We start from the raw sequence: 19859 nt of genomic DNA on the forward strand, positions 1-19859 counted from the left end.
CCACCGATGCTCAGCCTTTCCCCAAGGTCAAGGTCAAGGTCAAGGAAGCGTCTCGGCCGAGCCGCTGGGACTCTCCGCCGGCGACAGTTTCCGGGTCGGTGCCATCGCCCGGGAAACGTCGAGCACGCCGATGTCGAGGCTCCGGAGGCGGTCCGGGTCCCCGATCACCTCGATCGCGGTGATCCGGTCGCCGACGACCGTGAAGCCGAGGACCACATGGAGCCGGCCGAGCGGGGCCGTGACGAGGCCGACCGAGCCGTTGACCAGGGCCGGTTCGCTGAAACGCGCCCGGGCCGAGGCGGCGGAGGCGCCGTTGGCCACGATGCGGGCGCCCCGGAGGGTGACGGGGAGGGCGGTGGGACCGGCCGCCGCGTCGGCGCGGAGCACGATGTCGGGGTCGAGCAGGGCGACCAGCGCCTCGAAGTCGCCTTCGCGGGAGGCGGCCAGGAAGGCGTCCACCACGCGGCGCTGCCGGGCCAGATCGGCCTCGGGGACGCGGGCCACCCCTTTGACCCGGCGGCGGGCGCGGCTGGCGAGCTGCCGGGCGGCGGCCGGGGTGCGCTCGACCATCGGCCCGATCGCGTCGAAGGGCACGGCGAAGAGGTCGTGCAGCACGAAGGCGATCCGCTCGGCCGGTGTCAGTGTGTCGAGCACCACCAGCAGCGCCAGCCCGACCGAGTCGGCCAGCAGGGCTTCCTGCTCGGGGCCGCCCCCGTCCTTGCCGCCGAGGACCGCCGCGGGCTCTTCTACGTCCAGGGGTTCCTCGCGCCGCGACCGCCGGGTGCGCAGCATGTTCAGGCACAGCCGCGCCACCACGGTGGTCAGCCACCCGCCGAGGTTCTCCACCGCCGAGGTGTCGGCGCGGCTGAGCCGCAGCCAGGCCTCCTGGACGGCGTCGTCCGCCTCACTCGCCGAGCCGAGCATCCGATAGGCCACCGCCCGCAGCCGGACGCGGTGTTCCTCGAACTGCTCCAGCGGCCGGCCGCTCGGGTCCATCGGTCACATTCCTCGTTCGCCGGGTGTCCTAGCGGAAGACCCGCGAGAGCCCGCCGATGTGACGGGAGCGGGAGGGTCCGGCCGGACCGGAGGGGCCGGTCGCCGGGCCGGGCCCGCCGCCGCCCGCCGGGACAGCGGGCCGGGCCCGCCGCCGCCCGCGACAGGCCCCGCCCAGGAGGTCTTCACATCCCCAGCGGCTGCGTGAAGCGCAGCAGATTGCCGGCCGGGTCGCGGAACGCGCAGTCGCGGACGCCGTAGGGCTGGTCCATCGGCTCCTGGAGCACCTCGCCGCCCGCCGCGCTCACCCGCTCGAAGGTGCCGTCGCAGTCGTCCGTGGCGAAGATGACGCCGCGCAGCAGACCCTTGGCCATCAGCTCCGCCATGGCCTGCTTGTCGGCCCGCGAGGCGTTCGGGTCGGCGTCCGGCGGTTCCAGCACGATGTTCACGTCCGGCTGCGAGGGCGCCCCGACGGTCACCCAGCGCATCCCCTCGAAGCCGACGTCGTTGCGTACTTCGAGGCCGAGCACATCGCGGTAGAAGGCGATCGCCTTGTCGTGGTCGTCGACGGCGATGAAGCATTGGGAGAGCCTGATGTCCATGCCGCTCACGCTACGGCCGGGCGGCGGGACCCGCCGCTCCTTTCCTGGGCGGCCGGGTGTGGATCTTGGCCATGCAGGCCGGGATGGCCGCGCCGTCGTCATGGCTCCGGGCCCGGTAGGCGCTCGGGCTCTCGCCGACCAGTTCGGTGAAGCGGGAGCTGAAGGACCCCAGTGACGTACAGCCGACCGCCCAGCAGACCTCGGTCACCGTGAGGTCGCCGCGCCGCAGCAGTGCCTTGGCCCGTTCGATGCGGCGGGTCATCAGGTAGCTGTACGGCGACTCGTCGAAGGCGGCGCGGAAGCTGCGGGAGAAATGGCCCGGCGACATCAGCGCGTCCCGCGCCAGCGCCGGGACGTCCAGCGGATCGGCGTAGTCGCGGTCCATCCGGTCGCGGGCCCGCCGCAGCCGGACGAGGTCGTCCAGATCCTGCCGTCTCACCCGGTCAGTCTCGCACGGAGTGCCGGGCCGCCGATCGGGAGCGCCGACGACGCCCGCCGTGCGGGAACCGGGACCGGGACCGGCACCGCACCCGGAACCCGTACCGGAGGAGGACGGGCCAGGGACGGGCCGCCGCACCGACATGATCAGCCGCCGACGTAGGCCGCGAGGTGCTCGCCGGTGAGGGTGGAGCGCGCGGCGACGAGGTCGGCGGGCGTGCCCTCGAAGACGATCCGGCCGCCGTCGTGGCCCGCGCCCGGGCCGAGGTCGATGATCCAGTCGGCGTGCGCCATGACCGCCTGGTGATGCTCCACCACGATGACGGACTTGCCGGAGTCCACGAGCCGGTCGAGCAGGCCGAGCAGTTGTTCGACATCGGCCAGGTGCAGACCGGCCGTCGGCTCGTCGAGGACGTAGACACCGCCCTTCTCGGCCATGTGGGTGGCCAGCTTGAGCCGCTGCCGCTCGCCGCCGGACAGCGTGGTGAGCGGCTGGCCGAGGCTGAGATAGCCGAGCCCCACATCGGCCAGCCGGACGAGGATCGTGTGCGCGGCCGGCGTACGCGCCTCGCCGGCGCCGAAGAACTCCTGGGCCTCGCTCACCGGCATCGCGAGCACCTCGCTGATGTCGCGGCCGCCGAGCCGGTAGTCCAGCACCGCCGCCTGGAACCGCTTCCCCTCGCACTCCTCGCAGGTGGTGGCCACACCGGCCATCATCGCCAGGTCGGTGTAGACGACCCCGGCGCCGTCGCAGGTGGGGCAGGCACCCTCGGAATTGGCGCTGAACAGGGCCGGCTTCACGCCGTTGGCCTTGGCGAACGCCTTGCGGATCGGGTCCAGCAGTCCGGTGTACGTCGCCGGGTTGCTCCGCCGCGAGCCACGGATCGCGCTCTGATCGACCGACACCACGCCCGAGCCGGCCGGGACGGACCCGTGCACGAGCGAACTCTTGCCGGAGCCGGCCACCCCGGTCACGACGGCGAGCACCCCGAGCGGGATGTCGACGTCGACCTCGCGCAGGTTGTGCGTCGTCGCGCCCCGGATCTCCAGGGTGCCGGTGGGTGTCCTGACCGTCGCCTTGACCGCGGCCCGGTCGTCGAAGTGGCGGCCGGTGATCGTGCCGCTGGCCCGCAGCCCCTCGACACCGCCCTCGAAGCAGACGGTTCCGCCCGCCGTGCCGGCGCCGGGCCCGAGGTCGATGACATGGTCCGCGATCGCGATCGTCTCCGGCTTGTGCTCCACCACCAGCACCGTGTTGCCCTTGTCGCGCAGCCGCAGCAGCAGGTCGTTCATCCGCTGGATGTCGTGCGGGTGCAGGCCGGTGGTCGGCTCGTCGAAGACATAGGTGACGTCGGTGAGCGAGGAGCCGAGGTGGCGGATCATCTTGACGCGCTGGGCCTCGCCGCCCGAGAGCGTGCCCGTCGGCCGGTCGAGGGAGAGATAGCCGAGCCCGATCTCGTCGAACGAGTCGAGCGTGTGCCGCAGCGTGGCGAGCAGCGGCGCCACCGAGGGCTCGTCGAGGCCGCCGACCCATGCGGCCAGGTCGCTGATCTGCATCGCGCACGCCTCGGCGATGTTGATGGCGCCGGCTCCCTTCCTCGCCCCGGCTCCCTTCCTCCCCCCGATCCGCGACGACCGGGCCGCCTCGCTGAGCCGGGTACCGCCGCACTCGGGGCAGGCGGTGAAGGTGACCGCCCGGTCCACGAACGCCCGGATGTGCGGCTGCATCGCCTCCCGGTCCTTGGCGAGGAACGACTTCCGCACCTTGGGGATCAGCCCCTCGTAGGTGAGGTTGACGCCGTTGACCTTCACCTTGGTCGGCTCGCGGTGCAGGAAGTCGTGCAGTTCGGTCGCGGTGTAGTCGCGGATCGGCTTGTCCGGGTCGAGGAAGCCCGACTCGATGAAGATCCCCACCGTCCACCAGCCGTCGACCTTGTAGCCGGGGATGGTGATCGCGCCCTCGGCGAGCGACTTGGAGTCGTCGTAGAGCTGGCCGAGGTCGATGTCGGAGACCGTGCCCCGGCCTTCGCAGTGCGGACACATGCCGCCGGTACGGGTGAAGGTCTGCCGCACGGTCCGGCCGCCGCCGCGCTCGACGGTGATCGCACCGCTGGCCCGGACCGAGGGGACGTTGAAGGAGAAGGCGTTGGGCGAGCCGATGTGCGGCTGCCCGAGCCGGCTGAAGAGGATCCGCAGCATCGCGTTGGCGTCGGTGGCGGTGCCGACCGTGGAGCGGGGGTCAGCGCCCATCCGCTGCTGGTCCACGATGATCGCCGTGGTCAGCCCTTCGAGTACGTCCACCTCGGGCCGGCCCAGCGTCGGCATGAAGCCCTGCACGAAGGCGCTGTACGTCTCGTTGATCATCCGCTGCGACTCGGCGGCGATCGTGCCGAACACGAGTGAGCTCTTGCCCGAGCCGGACACACCGGTGAACACCGTCAGCCGGCGCTTCGGGATCACGACGCTGAGGTTCTTGAGATTGTTCACGCGCGCGCCCCGCACCCGGATCAGCTCATGGCTGTCCGCGATGTGCGGCGGCGCGGGCACCGGCGCATCCGTCTCTCCGGCCGTGCTCATCGTCTCCCCATCTCCAGCCCCGCCGAACGGATCGCAGCGGGACTCAGCGGTCCTGAAGCAGCCCGAGGACATTGCCGTCGGGGTCGGTGACGGTGGCCACCAGCCGGCCGCCGCCGACATCGTGCGCGGGCTCCTTCACGACCGCGCCCGCGGCCGTGACCTCGGCCAGCTTCGCCTCGATGTCCGGCACGTGCCAATAGGCCACCGGCGAGGTCATCCCCTGCGGTCCGCCGGCCGGCACCAGCCCGATGTGCTGGCCCTCGACCTCGAAGCCGACGTAGTAGGACTCGTCGGTCTGCGGCGCCACACCGAGCAGCGCGGCGTACACCGCCTTGGCCTTCGCCAGATCGGAAACGGGGTGCAGGACGGTCTTGATCCCCTGGGTGGAAGAGCCGGTCATGGTCGCTCCTGAAGAGATGGGTCCGGTCGGGACGGTCTGCCTCGACGACGGACTGGGCGGGACGGGGCTGGACGAGGACGAACGGGAAGTCCGTAATGCCCGTGACCGTCACGCTAGCCGCGGCCCGGGCGTCCGTGCTTCTCGATTCCTGATCGATCCGCTCACCCGCGCCGCCTCGCGAGCGCGTCACCGGCGTGGGCTCGGTGACACGGACCGCGGTCGAATCCCCGCCGAGCATGGATTTCACCGGATATCCGCGCAGCGCCGCAACTCGTCCCATCCGGGGATTGTCCGGGGCTGCTCGTGATGGCGGGAAGGAGGTCTACCCACTCCTTGCCATGCTCAAGATATAGCGCACGGGGGGCCTTGCGGCAAGACCCAGGTCGTGCCGCAGAATCATCGGCCGAGGCCGCTACCTGCGGAAATCGGGGATTCGCGGCGTACGTGTTCGCTGCCGCCGGAGGGCCTGCGCCGGATGCCCCGCGCCTTGCGCGGGTCGGCCAGGTCGCGCGGAGCGGTCGGCCGAAATCCAATCTCGTTGAATGGGCGTTTCGATGATGGACGTGATCGTGGTCGGTGGCGGACCGACCGGCTTGATGCTGGCCGCCGAGTTGCGGCTGCACGGTGTGCGGACGCTCGTGCTGGAGAAGCTGACCGAGCCGACCGGGGAGTCCCGCGGCCAGGGCCTGCACACGCGCAGCGTCGAGATCATGGACCAGCGCGGCCTGCTGGACCAATTCCTCGCGGTCAGCAAGAAATTCCAGGTCGGCGGATTCTTCGGCGGCATCCTCAAGCCGTGGCCGGACCGGCTGGACACCGCCCACCCGTACGGCCTCGCGACCCCGCAGCCGGTCACCGAGCGGCTGTTGGAGGAGCGTGCGCTCGAAGTCGGTACGGAGATCCGGCGCGGCTGCGAAGTGGTCGGGCTGAGCCAGGACGAGGACGGCGTGACTGTCGAGCTACGGGAGGGCACGCGGCTGCGCTCGCGCTACGTCGTGGGGTGCGACGGCGGTCGCAGCGCCGTGCGCAAGCTGCTCGGCGTCGGTTTCCCCGGCGAGCCCAGCAAGGTCGAGACGTTGCTGGGCCATATGGAACTGTCCGAGGACCCGGCGACGGTCATCGCCGTCGTCGAGGAGGTCCGCAAGACCCAACTGCGCTTCGGCGCCGCCCCCGTCGGGGACGGGGGGTACCGCGTCATCGTGCCCGCCGCAGGGGTGGCCGAGGACCGTACGGCCGCGCCGACCCTCGACGAGTTCAAGCGGCGGCTGCGGGCCGTCGCGGGCACCGACTTCGGCGCGCACTCGCCGCGCTGGCTGTCCCGCTTCGGCGACGCCACCCGGCAGGCCGAGCGCTACCGGGTCGGCCGGGTGCTGCTGGCGGGCGACGCGGCGCACATCCACCCGCCGACGGGCGGCCAGGGGCTCAACCTCGGAGTGCAGGACGCCTTCAACCTCGGCTGGAAGCTGGCCGCCGCCGTCGACGGCTGGGCGCCGGAGGGACTGCTGGACAGCTACCACGCCGAACGGCACCCGGTGGGCGCCCGCGTGCTGGCCAACACCCGCGCGCAGATCACGCTGCTGGGCACCGATCCGGGTGCGGTCGCGCTGCGGGGGCTGCTCTCGGAGCTGATGGAGTTCGAGGAGGCGAACCGCTATGTGACGGGGCTCATCACCGCGGTCTCCGTCCGCTACGACTTCGGCGAGGGCGACGACCTGCTCGGCCGGCGCCTGCGGGACCTGCGGCTGAAGCGGGGACGCCTCTACGAGTTGACGCACACCGGCCGCGGCCTGCTGCTCGATCAGACCGGCCGGCTCTCGGTCACCGGCTGGGCGGACCGTGTCGACCACGTCGTCGACCTCATCGATCCCACCGAGGACCTGGACATCCCCGCGCTCCTGCTGCGTCCGGACGGCCACGTGGCCTGGACCGGCGACGACCAGCAGGATCTGCTCGCCGCGCTGCCCAGATGGTTCGGCGCCGCGGCAGCCTGAAGGCGGCGGTCGTGGCGTTCGCGGCCGTCGCGGCCAGGAAGAGTGCGGCGCGCGGCACACCGCCCCGTGCGAGCGGTTGCAAGCAAGGTGCTTGCAAAAGTTAGCGGGGTGGAGCATGGTGGGGGACATGGGTGCGCTGAAGGTGGGAGGGCTCGGGGAGTATCTGCGGGAGCAGCGGCGCGGTGCGCAGCTGAGTCTGCGGCAGCTCGCGGAGGCGGCCGGGGTGTCGAATCCGTATCTGAGCCAGATCGAGCGGGGGCTGCGCAAGCCCAGCGCGGAGATCCTGCAGCAGTTGGCCAAGGCGTTGCGGATATCGGCGGAGACGCTCTACGTGCAGGCGGGGATCCTCGACGCGCGGGAGCGGGACGAGCTGGAGGTACCTGCGGCGATCTTGACCGATCCGTCGATCAATGAGCGGCAGAAGCAGGTGCTCATCCAGATCTACGAGTCCTTCCGCAAGGAGAACGCCGCGGCTGCCGGTGACGGCGGCAGTGACCACAGCGGCGACGGCAGCGGGGCCGACAGTGCGGTCGGCGACCGGGCGGACGGCGACGGCGGCAATGGCGGCAGCGGCGCCGACGGGGAAGACAACGACGACGTGACGGGGACGGCCGGCCGCGCTGCGGCACGGCGCCCCCGTACGGGAGGAAACCAGAGATGACGATCACCGATGACATCGTGAAGAGCCTCCGCAACCCGACACCGCTCTACGCGGTCGCCGGCACGGCGGATCTCGCCGCGGAGAAGCTGCGTGAGGTGCCGGCGCTGATCGGCCGGCTCCGGGAGCAGGCGCCGGACCACATCGTGAAGCTGCGCGCCACCGACCCCAAGACCGTGCAGGAGCGGGTCTCCGCGCAGGCCAAGGACGCCCAGACCAGGCTGAACGGCACCTTCGCCGAACTGGACCTGAAGGCGCTGCGCGACTTCAAGCGGCTCGGCGAGTCGGTGCAGGACCTCACGCTGCAGGGCGTCGGCCGCGCCGCCGAGTACGCGGTCAAGGCGCGCGAGACGTACGACGAGCTGGCCGAGCGCGGCAAGGGCGCGGTGGCGACCTGGCGTGGTGAGGCCGCCGACGAGGTGGTGGAGATCGCCGCCGCCGTCGAGCCCGGCCCGGCGGCCGAGGAGTCCGCCGAGCAGCCGGCCGAGGACGAGGCGAAGCCGGCCGCGCCGAAGAAGCCGGCCGGCCGCAGGGGTACGCCGAAGAAGTCGGCGGACACCGGCGACGAGCAGTAGACGATCACGAGCAGTAGACGATCACGGGCAGGGCGGGGTCCCTGACGGGACCTTGACGCGACACCCGAACGGGTCGGGCACACATGGTGCGCCCGGCCCGTTGTGGGGGTAGGACCGGTACGGTGAGTGGACGGTGGGTGCGCCGAGCGGCGACGACCGGGGACGAAAAAGGGCGGTGACGGCGTGCTGATCAACGGGTTCTATTCAGTGCTCGACCTGGTCTCGCGGGCGCTTTTCCTCTTCGCGCTCTTCGCGTTCGTCGACGCGGCGATCCGTCGTCCGGACGCGTACCGCGCGATGGAGAAGAAGTCCAAGACCTTCTGGCTGGTCGTGCTCGGCATTTCGGCGGCGGTGCTGTGGTTCCTGTCGCTCGTCTCGTTCCTGCCGCTGATCGCCCTGGTCGCGGTGATCGTGTACATGGTGGATGTACGTCCCGCCGTGCGCGGGATCACCGGTGGTGGCGGAGGTGTCCGGCCCCGGCTCTTCCGGCGCGGTGGCGGCGGCAGCAGCAGCGACGGCCCCTACGGTCCGTACAACGGCCGCCGCTGACGCCCGCGACGGCGTGCCGGCGCTGACACCGGCACGCACGGGCATTCAGCCGCGCCGCTCCAGCAGGACGACCGCGACGTCGTCCGTCAGCTCGCCGCCGTTCAGTTCCCGCACCCGCGTGACCGTCGCGTCCAGCAGTTCCTCGCCGCCCAGTCCGGCGGCCAGCAGCCCGGCGACGATCCCGACCATCCCGTCCTGGCCCAGCCGCTGCCTGCCCTCGCCGATGCGGCCCTCGATCAGGCCGTCGGTGTAGAGCATCAGACTCCAGGCCTCGTCCAGCCGGACCGGGATGCGGGCCCAGGTGGCGTCCGGCAGCAGGCCCAGCGCCGGGCCGCCCTCCTCGTAGGGCAGCAGTTCCGGTACGTGGGCCGACCCGGTGAGCAGCGGCGCCGGATGGCCGGCCAGGAAGAGGTCGGCCGAGCGCCCGTCCGGGGCGATGTCCACCACGGACAGCGTCGCGAAGGTCTCCTCGTCGTCCCGTTCGTGTTCCAGCACTTCCTGGAGTGTGCGCAGCAGCATCTCGCCGCCGATGCCGGCGAAGGTCAGCGCGCGCCAGGCGATCCGCAGTTCGACGCCGAGCGCGGCGGCGTCCGGGCCGTGCCCGCAGACATCGCCGATCATGGCGTGCACGGTGCCGTCCGGGGTGCGCACCGTGTCGTAGAAGTCGCCGCCGAGCAGGGCTCGGCTGCGGCCGGGCCGGTAACGCGCGGCGAACCGCAGGCCGGTGGCGCCCTCCAGCAGCGGGGTCGGCAGCAGGCCGCGCTCCAGCCGGGAGTTCTCCTGGGCGAGCAGCCGGGTCTCGGTGAGCTGGCGCTGCGCGAGGTCGGCGCGCTTGCGCTCCACGGCGTAGCGCACCGCGCGGATGACGGTGGCCGCGTCGATCTCGCCCCGGGACAGGTGGTCCTGCGCCCCGACCCGTACGACCTCGGCGGCTCGGCTCTCGTCGGTGCCGTCGGTGACGACCAGGACGGCGGTGCCGGGCGCGAGCCGCAGCACCTGCCGCAGGGCGTCCGTGTCGGCGCCGGTCTCGGCGGTGCCGGGCTGGTCCGGGAGGTCGAGCAGGACGCAGTGCACGTCGTCGGTGAGCAGGCGGCCGGCCGCGGTGAGGTTGCGGGCCCGCAGGATGCGGATGCGCGGGCCGTTGCCCTCCTGGAACCAGGGGGCGGTGAAGGCGCCGGTCGGGTCGTCGCCGACCACCAGCAGGGTGAGGGCGCCGGCGCCGGCCGAGTCCTGGCGCTGGCGGGGGAGCAGCACGGCGGACGGGCCCGCGGGCAGGCCGCCGCCACCCCCGGCCCCCGCTCCGGAAACGGTGGCCGAGGGCTGTTCGGTGTCGCGCTCGGCAGCGGACATCCCAGCCTCCTTCCGTCCTCCGATCACGCTCCCCCGGAGGGCTCAGTCAGGTGACCCTAGTGGCAGGGGAGGCTGTCACGGGAGGGCGGCAGGTCGCTCGGCAGCGTCATAAGCCGAGTTCAGAGCGGGATTTCGCCATCCATGTCCGGATACGCGCATGACAAACATCACGCCGCGAGGCCGCAACCTTGCCCCGCCTCAAGCGTCTCGCTCGCGCGAGGCGGAGGGGGACGGCGGGGCGCCGCCGAACCGGGCCGGGGGTGCCCCCGGCGTCGCGCGGCGCGCGGGCTGCCCGCCGACCGGGGGCCGCGGAGCCCGCCTGACTGCTTGCCGCTGGCTGCGCCGGGTCGCCCGGCTCTGCTGGGCTGGCTCGTGCCCGCTGGCCGCGGGCCGTCGCCGACCCGGGTCGGGGCGCGGCCTCGCCTGCGGGCGGTGCCCGGGCCTTCCGCCGGCCGCGGGCCGCCGTGCGGGCCGAGGGCCGGCCCCGCCTCCGCGCCTGCCACTGGCCGCGGAGCCGGTCTGACTGCTTGCCGCAGAACCTGTCTACTCGTGCCTACGCGCCGCTGCCCGGCTGCTGGCCCCCATGCCCGACAGCTGCGCGCCATCGCGCGCTGCCGAACTCGCCTGGCTGCTTGCCGCGCGGTGGCGGGCCGTGGAATCCCTGGCCTGCCAACCGGGCGCTGTCGCCCGGTCCGCCGAACTCGAGTGCCTGCTGGCGGTGCGGCCGCACTGCCTCCGAACCCGCCTGTCCGCCCGGGCGGTTGCCGCAGGCCGCCGCCCGGCCGCCGCGCCCCGCCGGACTCGCTCGCGCCCGCCTGCCGCAGGCCACCGCCGCGCGCCGTCGCCCGGCCTCCCGGCCCCCGGCCCCGCCGGACTCACCCGCTCGCCCGCCGCCAGGCGGCTCGCGCCGCCTACTCCCGCGGTGCCACCGCCGACCACGTCACCGTGACCTCTCCCTGGCGCCAGCGGGTCGGGCCGTCCAGGACGGGCCAACCGGTGGCGCGCAGTTCGCGGACCGCGTGGGTCCAGCGTTGGCGGGCGCTCAGGGAGGAGAGGGGGGCGGCGGCGGCCCAGGTGCGGTCGAAAGCGGAGAGGAAAGCGTGGACCGGCTCGCCCGGCACATTGCGGTGGATGAGGGCCTTCGGGAGCCGTTCGGCCAGGTCGGAGGGGCGGTCGAGGGACGCGAGGCGGGTGGCGAAGGTGAGTGTGCGCGGGCCGTCGGGGCCCAGCGCCACCCAGACGTGGCGGCGGCCGATCTCGTCGCAGGTGCCCTCGACGAGCAGGCCGCCGGGCGCGAGCCGGGCCCGTAGCCGGTCCCAGACGGCGGCGACCTCGGCCTCCCCGTACTGCCGCAGCACGTTCGCCGCGCGGATCAGCACCGGGCGGCGCCCGCCGGGCAGCGGGACCTCGAAGCCGCCGTGCCGGAAGGTGAGGCCGTCGCGGGCGTAGGCCTGGGCCGCCGCCACGCGGGCCGGGTCGATCTCGATGCCGATCACCTCGGCGTCCGGCCGGACCCGCCGCAGCCGGCCCAGCAGTTCGACCGCCGTCCAGGGCGCCGCGCCGTAACCGAGGTCGACCACCAGCGGGTCGGCCGCGCCGCGCAGTTGCCAGGCGTGCCGGTCGGCGATCCAGCGGTCCATCCGGCGCAGCCGGTTCGGGTTGGTGGTGCCCCTGGTCACCACGCCCACCGCGCCGACCGCGCGCACCCCGCTCATACGACGAGAGTAAGGGCGCGGATGGGGCGGGCGCGGACAGGGAGCGCGCCCCGGCAGACCGGTTGCGGACCGGTTGCGGGCCGGCGGCCCCCACGTATCGGTTCGGCAACGTGGAAATGGAATACAGGATTCCGGCGTTGAGCACGGTTGACGACGTACGGCTGCCGGAAGGAACACATGGTGACGACGTACACGTCCCGGCTCAGCGCCCTGCGCGTCGGCGGCGCGCACAAGCGGTGGACCGGGGGCCGGCGGGTGCGCCGGGTGGCGATGCTGAGCGTGCACACCTCACCGCTGCATCAGCCCGGCACCGGCGACGCCGGCGGTATGAACGTGTACATGGTGGAGCTGGCCAGGCGGCTGGCCGAGCGGGACATCGAGGTGGAGATCTTCACCCGGGCCACCGCCGGCGCGCTGCCCTGCAAGGTGGAGCTGGCCCCCGGGGTGTCCGTACGGCATGTGAGCGCCGGGCCGTACGAGGGGCTGGCCAAGGAGGATCTGCCCGCGCAGCTCTGCGCGTTCACCCATGGGGTGATGCAGGCCTGGGCCGGCCACCGCCCCGGCTACTACGACCTGGTCCACTCGCACTACTGGCTGTCCGGGCAGGTCGGCTGGCTGGCCGCCCAGCGCTGGGGCGTGCCGCTGGTGCACGCCATGCACACCATGGCCAAGGTCAAGAACGCCGCGCTCGCCGAGGGCGACTGCCCCGAGCCGTCGGCCCGGGTGATCGGCGAGAGCCAGATCGTCTCCGCCGCCGACCGGCTGATCGCCAACACCGTCGAGGAGGCCGGCGAGCTGATCCGGCACTACGGCGCGGCTCCCGGCAAGGTCTCCGTCGTGCACCCCGGCGTCAATCTCGACCGCTTCCGCCCCGACCGGGGCGGCCGCGCCGCCGCCCGGGCCCGGCTCAGCCTGCCGCAGGACGCGCTGATCCCGCTCTTCGCCGGCCGCATACAACCGCTCAAGGCCCCCGACGTGCTGATCCGCGCGGTCGCGGTCCTGCTGGACGAGGACCCCTCGCTGCGCGAGCGGATCGTCGTACCGGTGGTCGGCGGCCCGAGCGGCAGCGGCCTGGCCAAGCCGGAGGCGCTGCACAAGCTGGCCGCCCAGCTCGGGGTGGCCGATGTCGTACGGTTCCAGCCGCCGGTGGACCAGGACCGGCTCGCCGACTGGTATCGGGCGGCGACGGTGCTGGTCATGCCGTCGCACAGCGAGTCCTTCGGGCTGGTGGCCATCGAGGCGCAGGCCTGCGGCACCCCGGTGATCGCGGCGGCGGTCGGCGGGCTGCCGGTCGCGGTGCGCGACGGGCACACCGGCTTCCTCGTCTCCGGGCACGACCCGCGCGACTACGCGGCGACGCTGCGCCGCTTCGTGGACCAGCCGCGGCTGGGCGAGACCCTGGGCGCCGCGGCGGCCAAGCACGCCCGCGACTTCGGCTGGGGCACGGCGGCGGCGGACACGGCCAAGGCGTACGCGGAAGCCGGGTCCGCGCACCGGCGTCACCTACGATCGGCCCATGCCTGAGCAGCAGCGGGGGGACGCGCGGGAGCGCGACCCGGGTACGGAGCCGGCCACCGCCTCCGAACCGGGGGCCGGTCCCGCGTCCGAGCCCGACTCCCGGTCCGATGCCGAGCGCGCCGCCGCCGGCACCCTCGAAGAGGCTCTGCGCGACGCCGAGTTGACCTGGGAGTCACCGACGCCCGGCACCTATGTCGTCCAACTCCCCGGCACCCGCAAGCTCTCCACCACCTGCCAGTTCATCGTCGGCCGGCACACCGTCTCCCTCAACGCCTTCGTCGTCCGCCACCCCGACGAGAACCACGAGGCCTTCTACCGCTGGCTGCTGAAACGCAACCTGCGGACGTACGGCGTCGGTTACGCGGTCGACCGGCTCGGCGACGTCTATCTCAGCGGACGCCTGCCGCTGGCCGCGGTGAGCGTCGAGGAGATCGACCGGCTGCTCGGCGCGGTGCTGGAGAACGCCGACGGTTCCTTCAACACCCTGCTGGAGCTGGGGTTCGCGACCGCCATCCGCAAGGAGTACGCCTGGCGGGCGGCGCGCGGCGAACCCACCCGGAATCTTGAGGCGTTCAGCCACCTGACGGGTGAACAGCCCTGACGGTCAAGGACCGTTGGGCTACCAGGGCAGCGGGCCGTTGACGTCGAAATACCCGCCGGTCGGCCCGTCGGGGCCCACCTGCGCCATGCGGACGATGATCTCCGCGCCCTCCTCGACCGTCTGCGTGCCCGTGTTCGCGTTCAGGTCGGTCCTGGTGTAGCCGGGCTCCACCGCGTTGATCCGTATCCCGGGGAACGCCTTCGCGTACTGCACGGTGATCATGTTGACCGCGGTCTTCGAGGCCGGGTAGATGAGCCCCGGGTATCCCCAGGTCGGGGTGCCGGGGGTGGTGACGCGGGTCATCGAGCCCAGGCCGCTGCTCAGATTCACCACGACCGGCGCGGCGGACCGCCGCAGCAGCGGCAGGAACGCGAGGGTGACCCGCACCACGCCGAAGACATTCGTGTCGAACAGCCGGCGCATCATGTCGGCGGACTCCTCCTCGGGGCCCAGGACGCCTCCGTCCGGTGACCGCTCCTCGATGCCGGCGTTGTTGATGAGCACGTCGAGGCCGCCGTCGGCCTCGACGGCCTTCGCCGCCGCGGCGACCGAGGTGTCGTCGGTGACGTCGATGAGCACGGTCCGCGCGCCGAGCCGCTCGGCGGCCAGCCGGCCGCGTTCCGCGTCCCTGCTGCCGATGTAGACGGTGTGGCCGGCCGCGACGAGCCGGCGGGCGGTCTCGAAGCCGAGACCCTTGTTCGCTCCGGTGATCAGTGTTGTCGTCATGCCCGAAGAGTCCGCCCGGGCGGGTGCGGCCTGCCAGTGCCCCTGTCTTCCTGGGACTGCCCGTACCAGGCTCGTACGCGGCCCGCGGTGCACACTGAAGAGCATGGCGACCACGGAATTCGGCAGAGCGATGCGCCGGTGGCGCGACCGGGTGCCGCCCGACGCGGCCGGACTGGCCGCGGGCGGACACCGGCGGGCGGCCGGGCTGCGCCGCGAGGAGCTGGCCCTGCTGGCCGGGATCTCCGTCGACTACGTCACCCGCCTCGAACAGGGCCGCGCGGCCCATCCCTCGGCGCAGATCGTCGAAGCCCTGGCCAGAGCCCTGCGGCTGTCGGGCGAGGAGCGGTCCCACCTCTTCCGGCTGGCCGGGCTGGCCCCGCCCGGCCCGGACACGGTCCCCGCGTACATCACCCCGAGCGTCCAGCGGCTGCTGGACCGGCTGACCGGGACCCCCGTCGCGGTCTACGACGCTTCCTGGACACTGCTCGTGGCCAACCCGCCGTACACCGCGCTGATGGGCGATCCGTCCGGCTGGCGCGGCAACGAGCGCAACGGCGTGTGGCGCCACTTCGTCGGCCCGGGCAGCCGGGTCCGGCACACCTCGGAGTCCCGCCGCGCGCTGGAGGCCGCCGAGGTCGCCGACCTGCGCGCCGCCGCCGCCCGCTACCCGGCCGACCAGCGGCTGCGGCGACTGGTCGCGGAGCTGTGCGCGAGCAGCGAGCGGTTCGCCGAACTGTGGGACTCCGGCGCCGTCGGCCGGCACGAGGCCGCCCGCAAGACCATCGACCACCCCCGGGTGGGCGCGCTCACCCTGGACTGCGACGTGCTCACCGTGACGGGCAGCGACCTGCGCATCATGGTCTACACCGCCGAGCCCGGCACCGAGGACGCCGAGCGGCTGGCGCTGGTCACGGTGCTCGGCACCCAGTCCCTGGTCGGTTAGGGCCTGTCGTTCGGACCTCCCCGCCCCCGCCGGGCCGACCGGCGGGGGCGGGAGCGGGGCCAGGGACACCGGCCGGGTTCAACCACCCAGCGCGTGGACCATGTTCATGATGGTCTCGATCTGCCGGCCGCCCTTGATCGGGTAGTTGGTCGCGCCGAGATAGCCCCACCAGTCCCAGCAGCCGTACGGATTGGCCGCGTTGGCGGTCGCCTGCGGGTAGAGGACGATCATGTGGTTGGTGTCGCCGTACTGGTCGAGGTTGGCCCGGTCGACGAAGGACGTACCGACCGCGTCGTAACCCTGGGCGCAGCCGTGCAGCGCCACCATCAGCCGGCAACTCGCCCCCGACGAGCAGGCGCTGGGCACGTACGCGAAGCCCGAACCGCCCATGCTCAGGCTGCCGGCCCGCCCGCCCACCGCGTAGCTGTCCTGGTCGAACTTGATCAGACTGCCGGTCAGGGGGCCGGTGTTGGGCGCCGCGACCGAGCCGAAGAGCTTGCCGAGCAGGGCGTTCTCCGGGTCCGTGCCGCAATTGTCCAGATACGGCGAGCCGGTGGCCGTGCACGCCAGGGTCCCGTAGGGCGTGACCCAGCCGTGCCCCGCCGAAGAGCCGCTGTCATAGGTCACGTTGGCGCCGAAGTGCTTGAAGAAGCTGACGCCGTCGTTGCTGACCGAGGCCTTCACGGTGGTGTCGTTGCCGCCGTGGAACCAGTACACCGGGCGGCCGGACAGACTGCCGACCGGATCGGTCCAGCCGTAGGCCGACCACAGCGAGGCGTCCGCCTCCAGGGTGGGGAGATAGTCGGGGGAGGTGTTGTCCCCGCACCCGTACACCGCCTGCGCCGCGTTGTTCTGCGCGCAGTAGTACGGCCCGGTCCCGAACACCCCCATCCCCTTGATCGTCCGCGAGTACGCCACCTGGAGCTGACCCGCCATGTACCCGCCGGACGACACCCCGGAGACATAGACCCCGGAGATGTTGTAGTCGCTCAGGCTCCCGGCCACCGGAGCCACCGTGTACAGGGTCGCGGCCTGCGCGCTCCCGCCCGGCACGAGCAGCGCCAGCACGAACGCGAGCACTGCGGCCGGCGACCACCAGCCCATGGGTCGACGCTTCTTCATCGCCTGTTTCCTCCCACGCCTCGTCCCGCGGCCCGCCCGGCGGACCGGACCGCGCCGGGCCCGGGTCGTCGGGCGCGCACCCCGGCTCAGCAGGGAGCACGCTAGGGACAAGGGCGGCGACCGGACGATGTGCGGCGCCCCCACCGGTCCGCGGCCGCTATGGCAGACACGCACACAGACAGCATGGATCGGTGGGGGCGGGCTCAGACCCGTGCCGGGCGGGAAGAGACCCTCACTCCCCCGGGTGCACCAGGACCGCGAACGTACGGGCGTAGGCGCTGCCCGGGTACGGGCGGGGCCAGTCCAGGGCGAGCAGGGCGTCCGCGGCCGGCTCACAGGCCCGGCCGTTCACCCGGACCTCGGCGGTGGCCCTGCCGTCGGACGAGCCGAAGAAGATCTTCACGCCGACGAGGCGGTCGCGGTCGAGACCGGCCGCGGTCAGGGCCGGTGCGATGACCGGGAGGAGCGGGTGATCGAGCGCCCACTGCTGGGCCGCCTCGTGCTCGGGGCCCTCGCCCCAGCCGATGATCGCGCCGTGGATGGCGTGCCGGCCGGGAAAGCCGTCGGGGTCGTGCGCGACATAGTGGTCGGCGAACGTGCCCTTCTGGTCCCGCAGTTCGAGCAGGGCGCCGGCCGAAGTGCTCGACCAGATCCCCGCGGCGATCTCGATCTTCTCGTGGGTGGTGTCGCCGTGGCCGGTGACGCAGTCCGGGATCGACGTCTCGTCGGGCCGCTCGGTGTCCAGGACGAAGACGAGGTCGAGATGGCCTTCCGCCGCCGGGTGGTCGTCCCCGAGGGTGACCGCCGTCCGCCCGGGACCCCGTACGCGGTTCTCCTCCACGTGCCACGGCTCCCCGCTCAGCTCGGTGAGGTGGTCCGCGATGATCCGCAGTGTCTCGTTCTCCGGTAACCGGGCCTGCGCGGGCTCGATCTCGGGTTTCTTCTTGTGCCAGGGTCCCCATCTCATGAGCCGACACGGTACGGGATCACATGGTCAGCCGGATGTACGGCCGGGTGTCACCCGGATGGCCCCGGTGTTCACCCCTGCCCCGGACTCCGGTTGACAAGCGGGGCGCCGCTGCGAGGGTGGGAAGCAACCACCGCGGGGTCGGACCAGGAGGAAAAGCATGGTCAGCGTCGAGAGCCTGTCACTGGACGACGCCCGCGCGGTGATCGCGGCGGGCGAGCAGAAGGCCCAGGAGAACGGTCAGCCCAGCAACATCGCCGTGGTCGACCACGGCGGCAACCTCATCGCCCACGTCCGGATGGACGGCGCCTGGATCGGCAGCATCGACGTCTCGATCAACAAGGCCTTCACCTCGCGCGCCTTCGACATCACCACCAAGGACCTCGCGGCGAACGCGGGCCCCGGCGACCAGTTCTTCGGCATCCACGGCTCCAACCAGGGCCGGATCATGATCTTCGCCGGCGGCATCCCACTGCGGCGCGGCGGCCAGGTCGTCGGTGCCGTCGGCGTCAGCGGCGGCTCCGGCGAGCAGGACCAGAGCGTGGCGGAGGCCGCCGCGGCGGCGATCAACGGCAAGTGAGCGGTCGCGCTCGGCTGTTGCTCTCATCCCGGCGGGCCGCCCGGCCCGCGGCAGGCCGTCCGCTCCGGATCACCAGTCGAGCGTGATCCTCGCGTTCATGCTTCGGGCAGCCGTCCGCCCCGCTCGGTCAGCTCCGGGCACCCGGGTACCGAGCACAGGGGGCGGGGTCTGCATGGCGTGGGGGATCACCTCCAACCGGGGGGTATAAGGGGCAATGCGGGCGGGTGCTTTCGTTGCTGATCCCTTGAGTGCCTTGGTATCTGTGGTGTGTGCGTCAGATTTGACGGCTTGCCCCGAGACGCTGTGTCCTGCGTCCATGACTGAGAGCACGAACGACGAACCGGCTTCCGCCCCGGCAACTTCCTTCAAACTCCGCCTATGGAAGGTGCGTTGGGAGATGACGAACATCTCCGAGCGCGCACAACTGAGCCTCACTGTCGCGGTCCCGGTGACCATCCTCGGAGCAATGTCGATCTACGCATGGTCGCCGCGGAGAGACCGCCGTACCAGCGGCGACGACAGCTAGTACTCCAGTGTGACTTCGCGATCTTGTAGGTCGGTGGGTTGAGTGACCAACGGTGAGACTGCTGGCCAACGCTCGGTAGGGTCGGGCCATGGACACCGGGGAGAGCGGCTCTGCGAAAGGAGCATCTGCCCTGAACTGGCAGGACGGTCAACGCTGCGATGGGTCGAGCAACGAAGCCGACGATGACCTGTGGTCCTTTGTGGATCACCGGATGCTGCCGTGGTGGCTTTGGCGGTACCACGCCGGCCAACGATTGCTCTGGTTGGTCCGTGACAGATGGCGGGGTTGAGGTGCTCGTCGATTACGGGAACGAGAACGGCCACGGCGTGATCATCAAGGGTTGCGCGGACTCATGATGATCAGGCGCTGGCCGCGGACCACAGCATAGGCGGCGCCCGATGGCGGCCGATGTTCGATCAGGCCGGGCACTCGGTCCGCCGCTCCGTCTTGCGGTTGGGTGCGCCGGTAGTCCCGGACTCCCTCTCGTTGTGTTGTGGGGAGCAGCGAATTCCCGGCCCCCGTACCCAGGGCATTCGCGGCTGGTTGCTCCCTCACTGCGTTGAACAGGTTCGTGCCCGCGTCGAGCACGCTTTCGCCCGGATGGAGACCTGGAAGATCCTGTGCGGCTGCCGCCTATGAGGCGACGGCGTGCACCACGCGACGCAGTGCATCGCCCGCCTGCACAACCTCGCCCTCACCGGTCAATAGAGTCGGCATTCCCACGGCTCGATGTCCGGCTCCCCCGGGGGTAGCTCCCCGGTGCAGTACCGGTGGAGCCAGGCTGCGGCCCGGCGTGCTGCGTGCTTCTCGTTGACCGGTTCTCCCTGCTCATCCAGTTCGAGGACGTTGGCGAAGATCGCGACACAGATCTCCATCTGGGAGGGCGACTGGCGCAACTCCTCCCAGTAGTCGACTCCTTCCAGCATCGGGTGACCTACCGACCCCCGGGCAAGCCATCCAGCGAAGCGCCGGAGGGCTCCGGAGGCACCATGACTGAGATGCGAAGGCATGCGAAGAATCTATCCCCA

Annotated in this window: 19 protein-coding genes and 1 pseudogene; 9 read left to right on the forward strand and 11 right to left on the reverse strand. The window is 72.2% G+C overall.

Annotation, left to right across the window (positions count from 1 at the left end; translation table 11 throughout):
- Window positions 1–39 precede the first annotated feature (39 nt).
- The 5 genes from ACFO3J_RS01755 to ACFO3J_RS01775 form a co-directional block, all read right to left on the reverse strand.
- On the reverse strand, window positions 40–996 hold the full coding sequence (locus ACFO3J_RS01755) for a sigma-70 family RNA polymerase sigma factor (protein WP_386425263.1): 957 nt from the start codon (window positions 994–996) through the stop codon (window positions 40–42).
- Between the two features lie 182 nt (window positions 997–1178).
- Window positions 1179–1595, reverse strand: coding sequence for a VOC family protein (locus ACFO3J_RS01760; RefSeq protein WP_386425266.1), 417 nt, complete (start codon window positions 1593–1595; stop codon window positions 1179–1181).
- A 10-nt stretch (window positions 1596–1605) separates the two neighbouring features.
- Window positions 1606–2034, reverse strand: a complete 429-nt coding sequence (locus ACFO3J_RS01765) for a helix-turn-helix transcriptional regulator (RefSeq protein WP_386425269.1) — start codon at window positions 2032–2034, stop codon at window positions 1606–1608.
- A gap of 146 nt (window positions 2035–2180) precedes the next feature.
- Complete coding sequence (locus ACFO3J_RS01770) at window positions 2181–4610, reverse strand: ATP-binding cassette domain-containing protein (RefSeq protein ID WP_386425272.1); 2430 nt, start codon at window positions 4608–4610, stop codon at window positions 2181–2183.
- Between the two features lie 43 nt (window positions 4611–4653).
- The gene (locus ACFO3J_RS01775; RefSeq protein ID WP_386425275.1) at window positions 4654–5010 is read right to left on the reverse strand and encodes a VOC family protein; all 357 of its coding nucleotides are present in this window, start codon (window positions 5008–5010) and stop codon (window positions 4654–4656) included.
- Between the two features lie 554 nt (window positions 5011–5564).
- On the opposite strand from ACFO3J_RS01775, the gene rox reads away from it, so the two are divergent.
- The 4 genes from rox to ACFO3J_RS01795 all read left to right on the forward strand — a co-directional run bounded on the left by rox (window position 5565) and on the right by ACFO3J_RS01795 (window position 8783).
- Window positions 5565–7001, forward strand: coding sequence for a rifampin monooxygenase (gene rox / locus ACFO3J_RS01780; RefSeq protein WP_386425362.1), 1437 nt, complete (start codon window positions 5565–5567; stop codon window positions 6999–7001).
- 127 nt (window positions 7002–7128) lie between these two features.
- Window positions 7129–7662, forward strand: coding sequence for a helix-turn-helix domain-containing protein (locus ACFO3J_RS01785; protein ID WP_386425278.1), 534 nt, complete (start codon window positions 7129–7131; stop codon window positions 7660–7662).
- On the forward strand, window positions 7659–8234 hold the full coding sequence (locus ACFO3J_RS01790) for a hypothetical protein (RefSeq protein ID WP_386425280.1): 576 nt from the start codon (window positions 7659–7661) through the stop codon (window positions 8232–8234). The genes ACFO3J_RS01785 and ACFO3J_RS01790 overlap by 4 nt, the downstream gene beginning before the upstream one ends.
- 183 nt (window positions 8235–8417) lie before the next feature.
- On the forward strand, window positions 8418–8783 hold the full coding sequence (locus ACFO3J_RS01795; RefSeq protein ID WP_386425282.1) for a DUF2516 family protein: 366 nt from the start codon (window positions 8418–8420) through the stop codon (window positions 8781–8783).
- Between the two features lie 45 nt (window positions 8784–8828).
- Here ACFO3J_RS01795 and ACFO3J_RS01800 read toward each other — a convergent pair whose 3' ends face one another.
- Together ACFO3J_RS01800 and ACFO3J_RS01805 are read right to left on the reverse strand one after the other, a co-directional pair.
- Window positions 8829–10133, reverse strand: coding sequence for a PP2C family protein-serine/threonine phosphatase (locus ACFO3J_RS01800; RefSeq protein WP_386425285.1), 1305 nt, complete (start codon window positions 10131–10133; stop codon window positions 8829–8831).
- 911 nt (window positions 10134–11044) lie between these two features.
- Window positions 11045–11848: a class I SAM-dependent methyltransferase gene (locus ACFO3J_RS01805; protein ID WP_386425287.1), complete on the reverse strand. Its 804-nt coding sequence runs from the start codon at window positions 11846–11848 to the stop codon at window positions 11045–11047.
- Window positions 11849–12028: 180 nt separating this feature from the next.
- Between ACFO3J_RS01805 and mshA the strand changes: the two genes are divergently transcribed.
- Together mshA and ACFO3J_RS01815 are read left to right on the forward strand one after the other, a co-directional pair.
- Window positions 12029–13372, forward strand: a complete 1344-nt coding sequence (mshA, locus tag ACFO3J_RS01810; protein ID WP_386425290.1) for a D-inositol-3-phosphate glycosyltransferase — start codon at window positions 12029–12031, stop codon at window positions 13370–13372.
- Window positions 13365–13967, forward strand: a complete 603-nt coding sequence (locus tag ACFO3J_RS01815) for a type III secretion system chaperone family protein (RefSeq protein WP_386425292.1) — start codon at window positions 13365–13367, stop codon at window positions 13965–13967. The genes mshA and ACFO3J_RS01815 overlap by 8 nt, the downstream gene beginning before the upstream one ends.
- Window positions 13968–13985: 18 nt before the next feature.
- On the opposite strand, the gene ACFO3J_RS01820 is transcribed toward ACFO3J_RS01815, so the two are convergent.
- Window positions 13986–14693 (reverse strand): SDR family NAD(P)-dependent oxidoreductase, encoded by a 708-nt coding sequence (locus ACFO3J_RS01820; RefSeq protein WP_386425294.1) that lies wholly within the window; start codon window positions 14691–14693, stop codon window positions 13986–13988.
- Between the two features lie 103 nt (window positions 14694–14796).
- Between ACFO3J_RS01820 and ACFO3J_RS01825 the strand changes: the two genes are divergently transcribed.
- Window positions 14797–15636: a helix-turn-helix transcriptional regulator gene (locus tag ACFO3J_RS01825; RefSeq protein WP_386425296.1), complete on the forward strand. Its 840-nt coding sequence runs from the start codon at window positions 14797–14799 to the stop codon at window positions 15634–15636.
- Window positions 15637–15714: 78 nt separating this feature from the next.
- Here the strand turns inward: ACFO3J_RS01825 and ACFO3J_RS01830 are convergent, their stop codons facing one another.
- Together ACFO3J_RS01830 and ACFO3J_RS01835 are read right to left on the reverse strand one after the other, a co-directional pair.
- The gene (locus tag ACFO3J_RS01830; RefSeq protein WP_386425299.1) at window positions 15715–16758 is read right to left on the reverse strand and encodes an extracellular catalytic domain type 2 short-chain-length polyhydroxyalkanoate depolymerase; all 1044 of its coding nucleotides are present in this window, start codon (window positions 16756–16758) and stop codon (window positions 15715–15717) included.
- 232 nt (window positions 16759–16990) lie between these two features.
- Window positions 16991–17725 (reverse strand): DUF6348 family protein, encoded by a 735-nt coding sequence (locus tag ACFO3J_RS01835; protein WP_386425301.1) that lies wholly within the window; start codon window positions 17723–17725, stop codon window positions 16991–16993.
- A gap of 160 nt (window positions 17726–17885) precedes the next feature.
- On the opposite strand from ACFO3J_RS01835, the gene ACFO3J_RS01840 reads away from it, so the two are divergent.
- Window positions 17886–18305 carry a GlcG/HbpS family heme-binding protein gene (locus ACFO3J_RS01840; protein ID WP_386425303.1) on the forward strand — a complete coding sequence of 140 codons (420 nt, stop codon included), beginning with the start codon at window positions 17886–17888 and terminating at the stop codon, window positions 18303–18305.
- A 1087-nt stretch (window positions 18306–19392) separates the two neighbouring features.
- Window positions 19393–19539, forward strand: a pseudogene (locus tag ACFO3J_RS01845) (IS5/IS1182 family transposase); the annotation flags it as partial.
- Here ACFO3J_RS01845 and ACFO3J_RS01850 read toward each other — a convergent pair.
- Window positions 19533–19841, reverse strand: a complete 309-nt coding sequence (locus ACFO3J_RS01850) for a DUF7677 family protein (RefSeq protein ID WP_449343634.1) — start codon at window positions 19839–19841, stop codon at window positions 19533–19535. The pseudogene ACFO3J_RS01845 and the gene ACFO3J_RS01850 overlap by 7 nt on opposite strands.
- Between the last annotated feature and the right edge of the window lie 18 nt (window positions 19842–19859).

This window comes from Streptomyces polygonati, from assembly GCF_042650325.1.
GTDB classification, from domain to species: domain Bacteria; phylum Actinomycetota; class Actinomycetes; order Streptomycetales; family Streptomycetaceae; genus Actinacidiphila; species Actinacidiphila polygonati.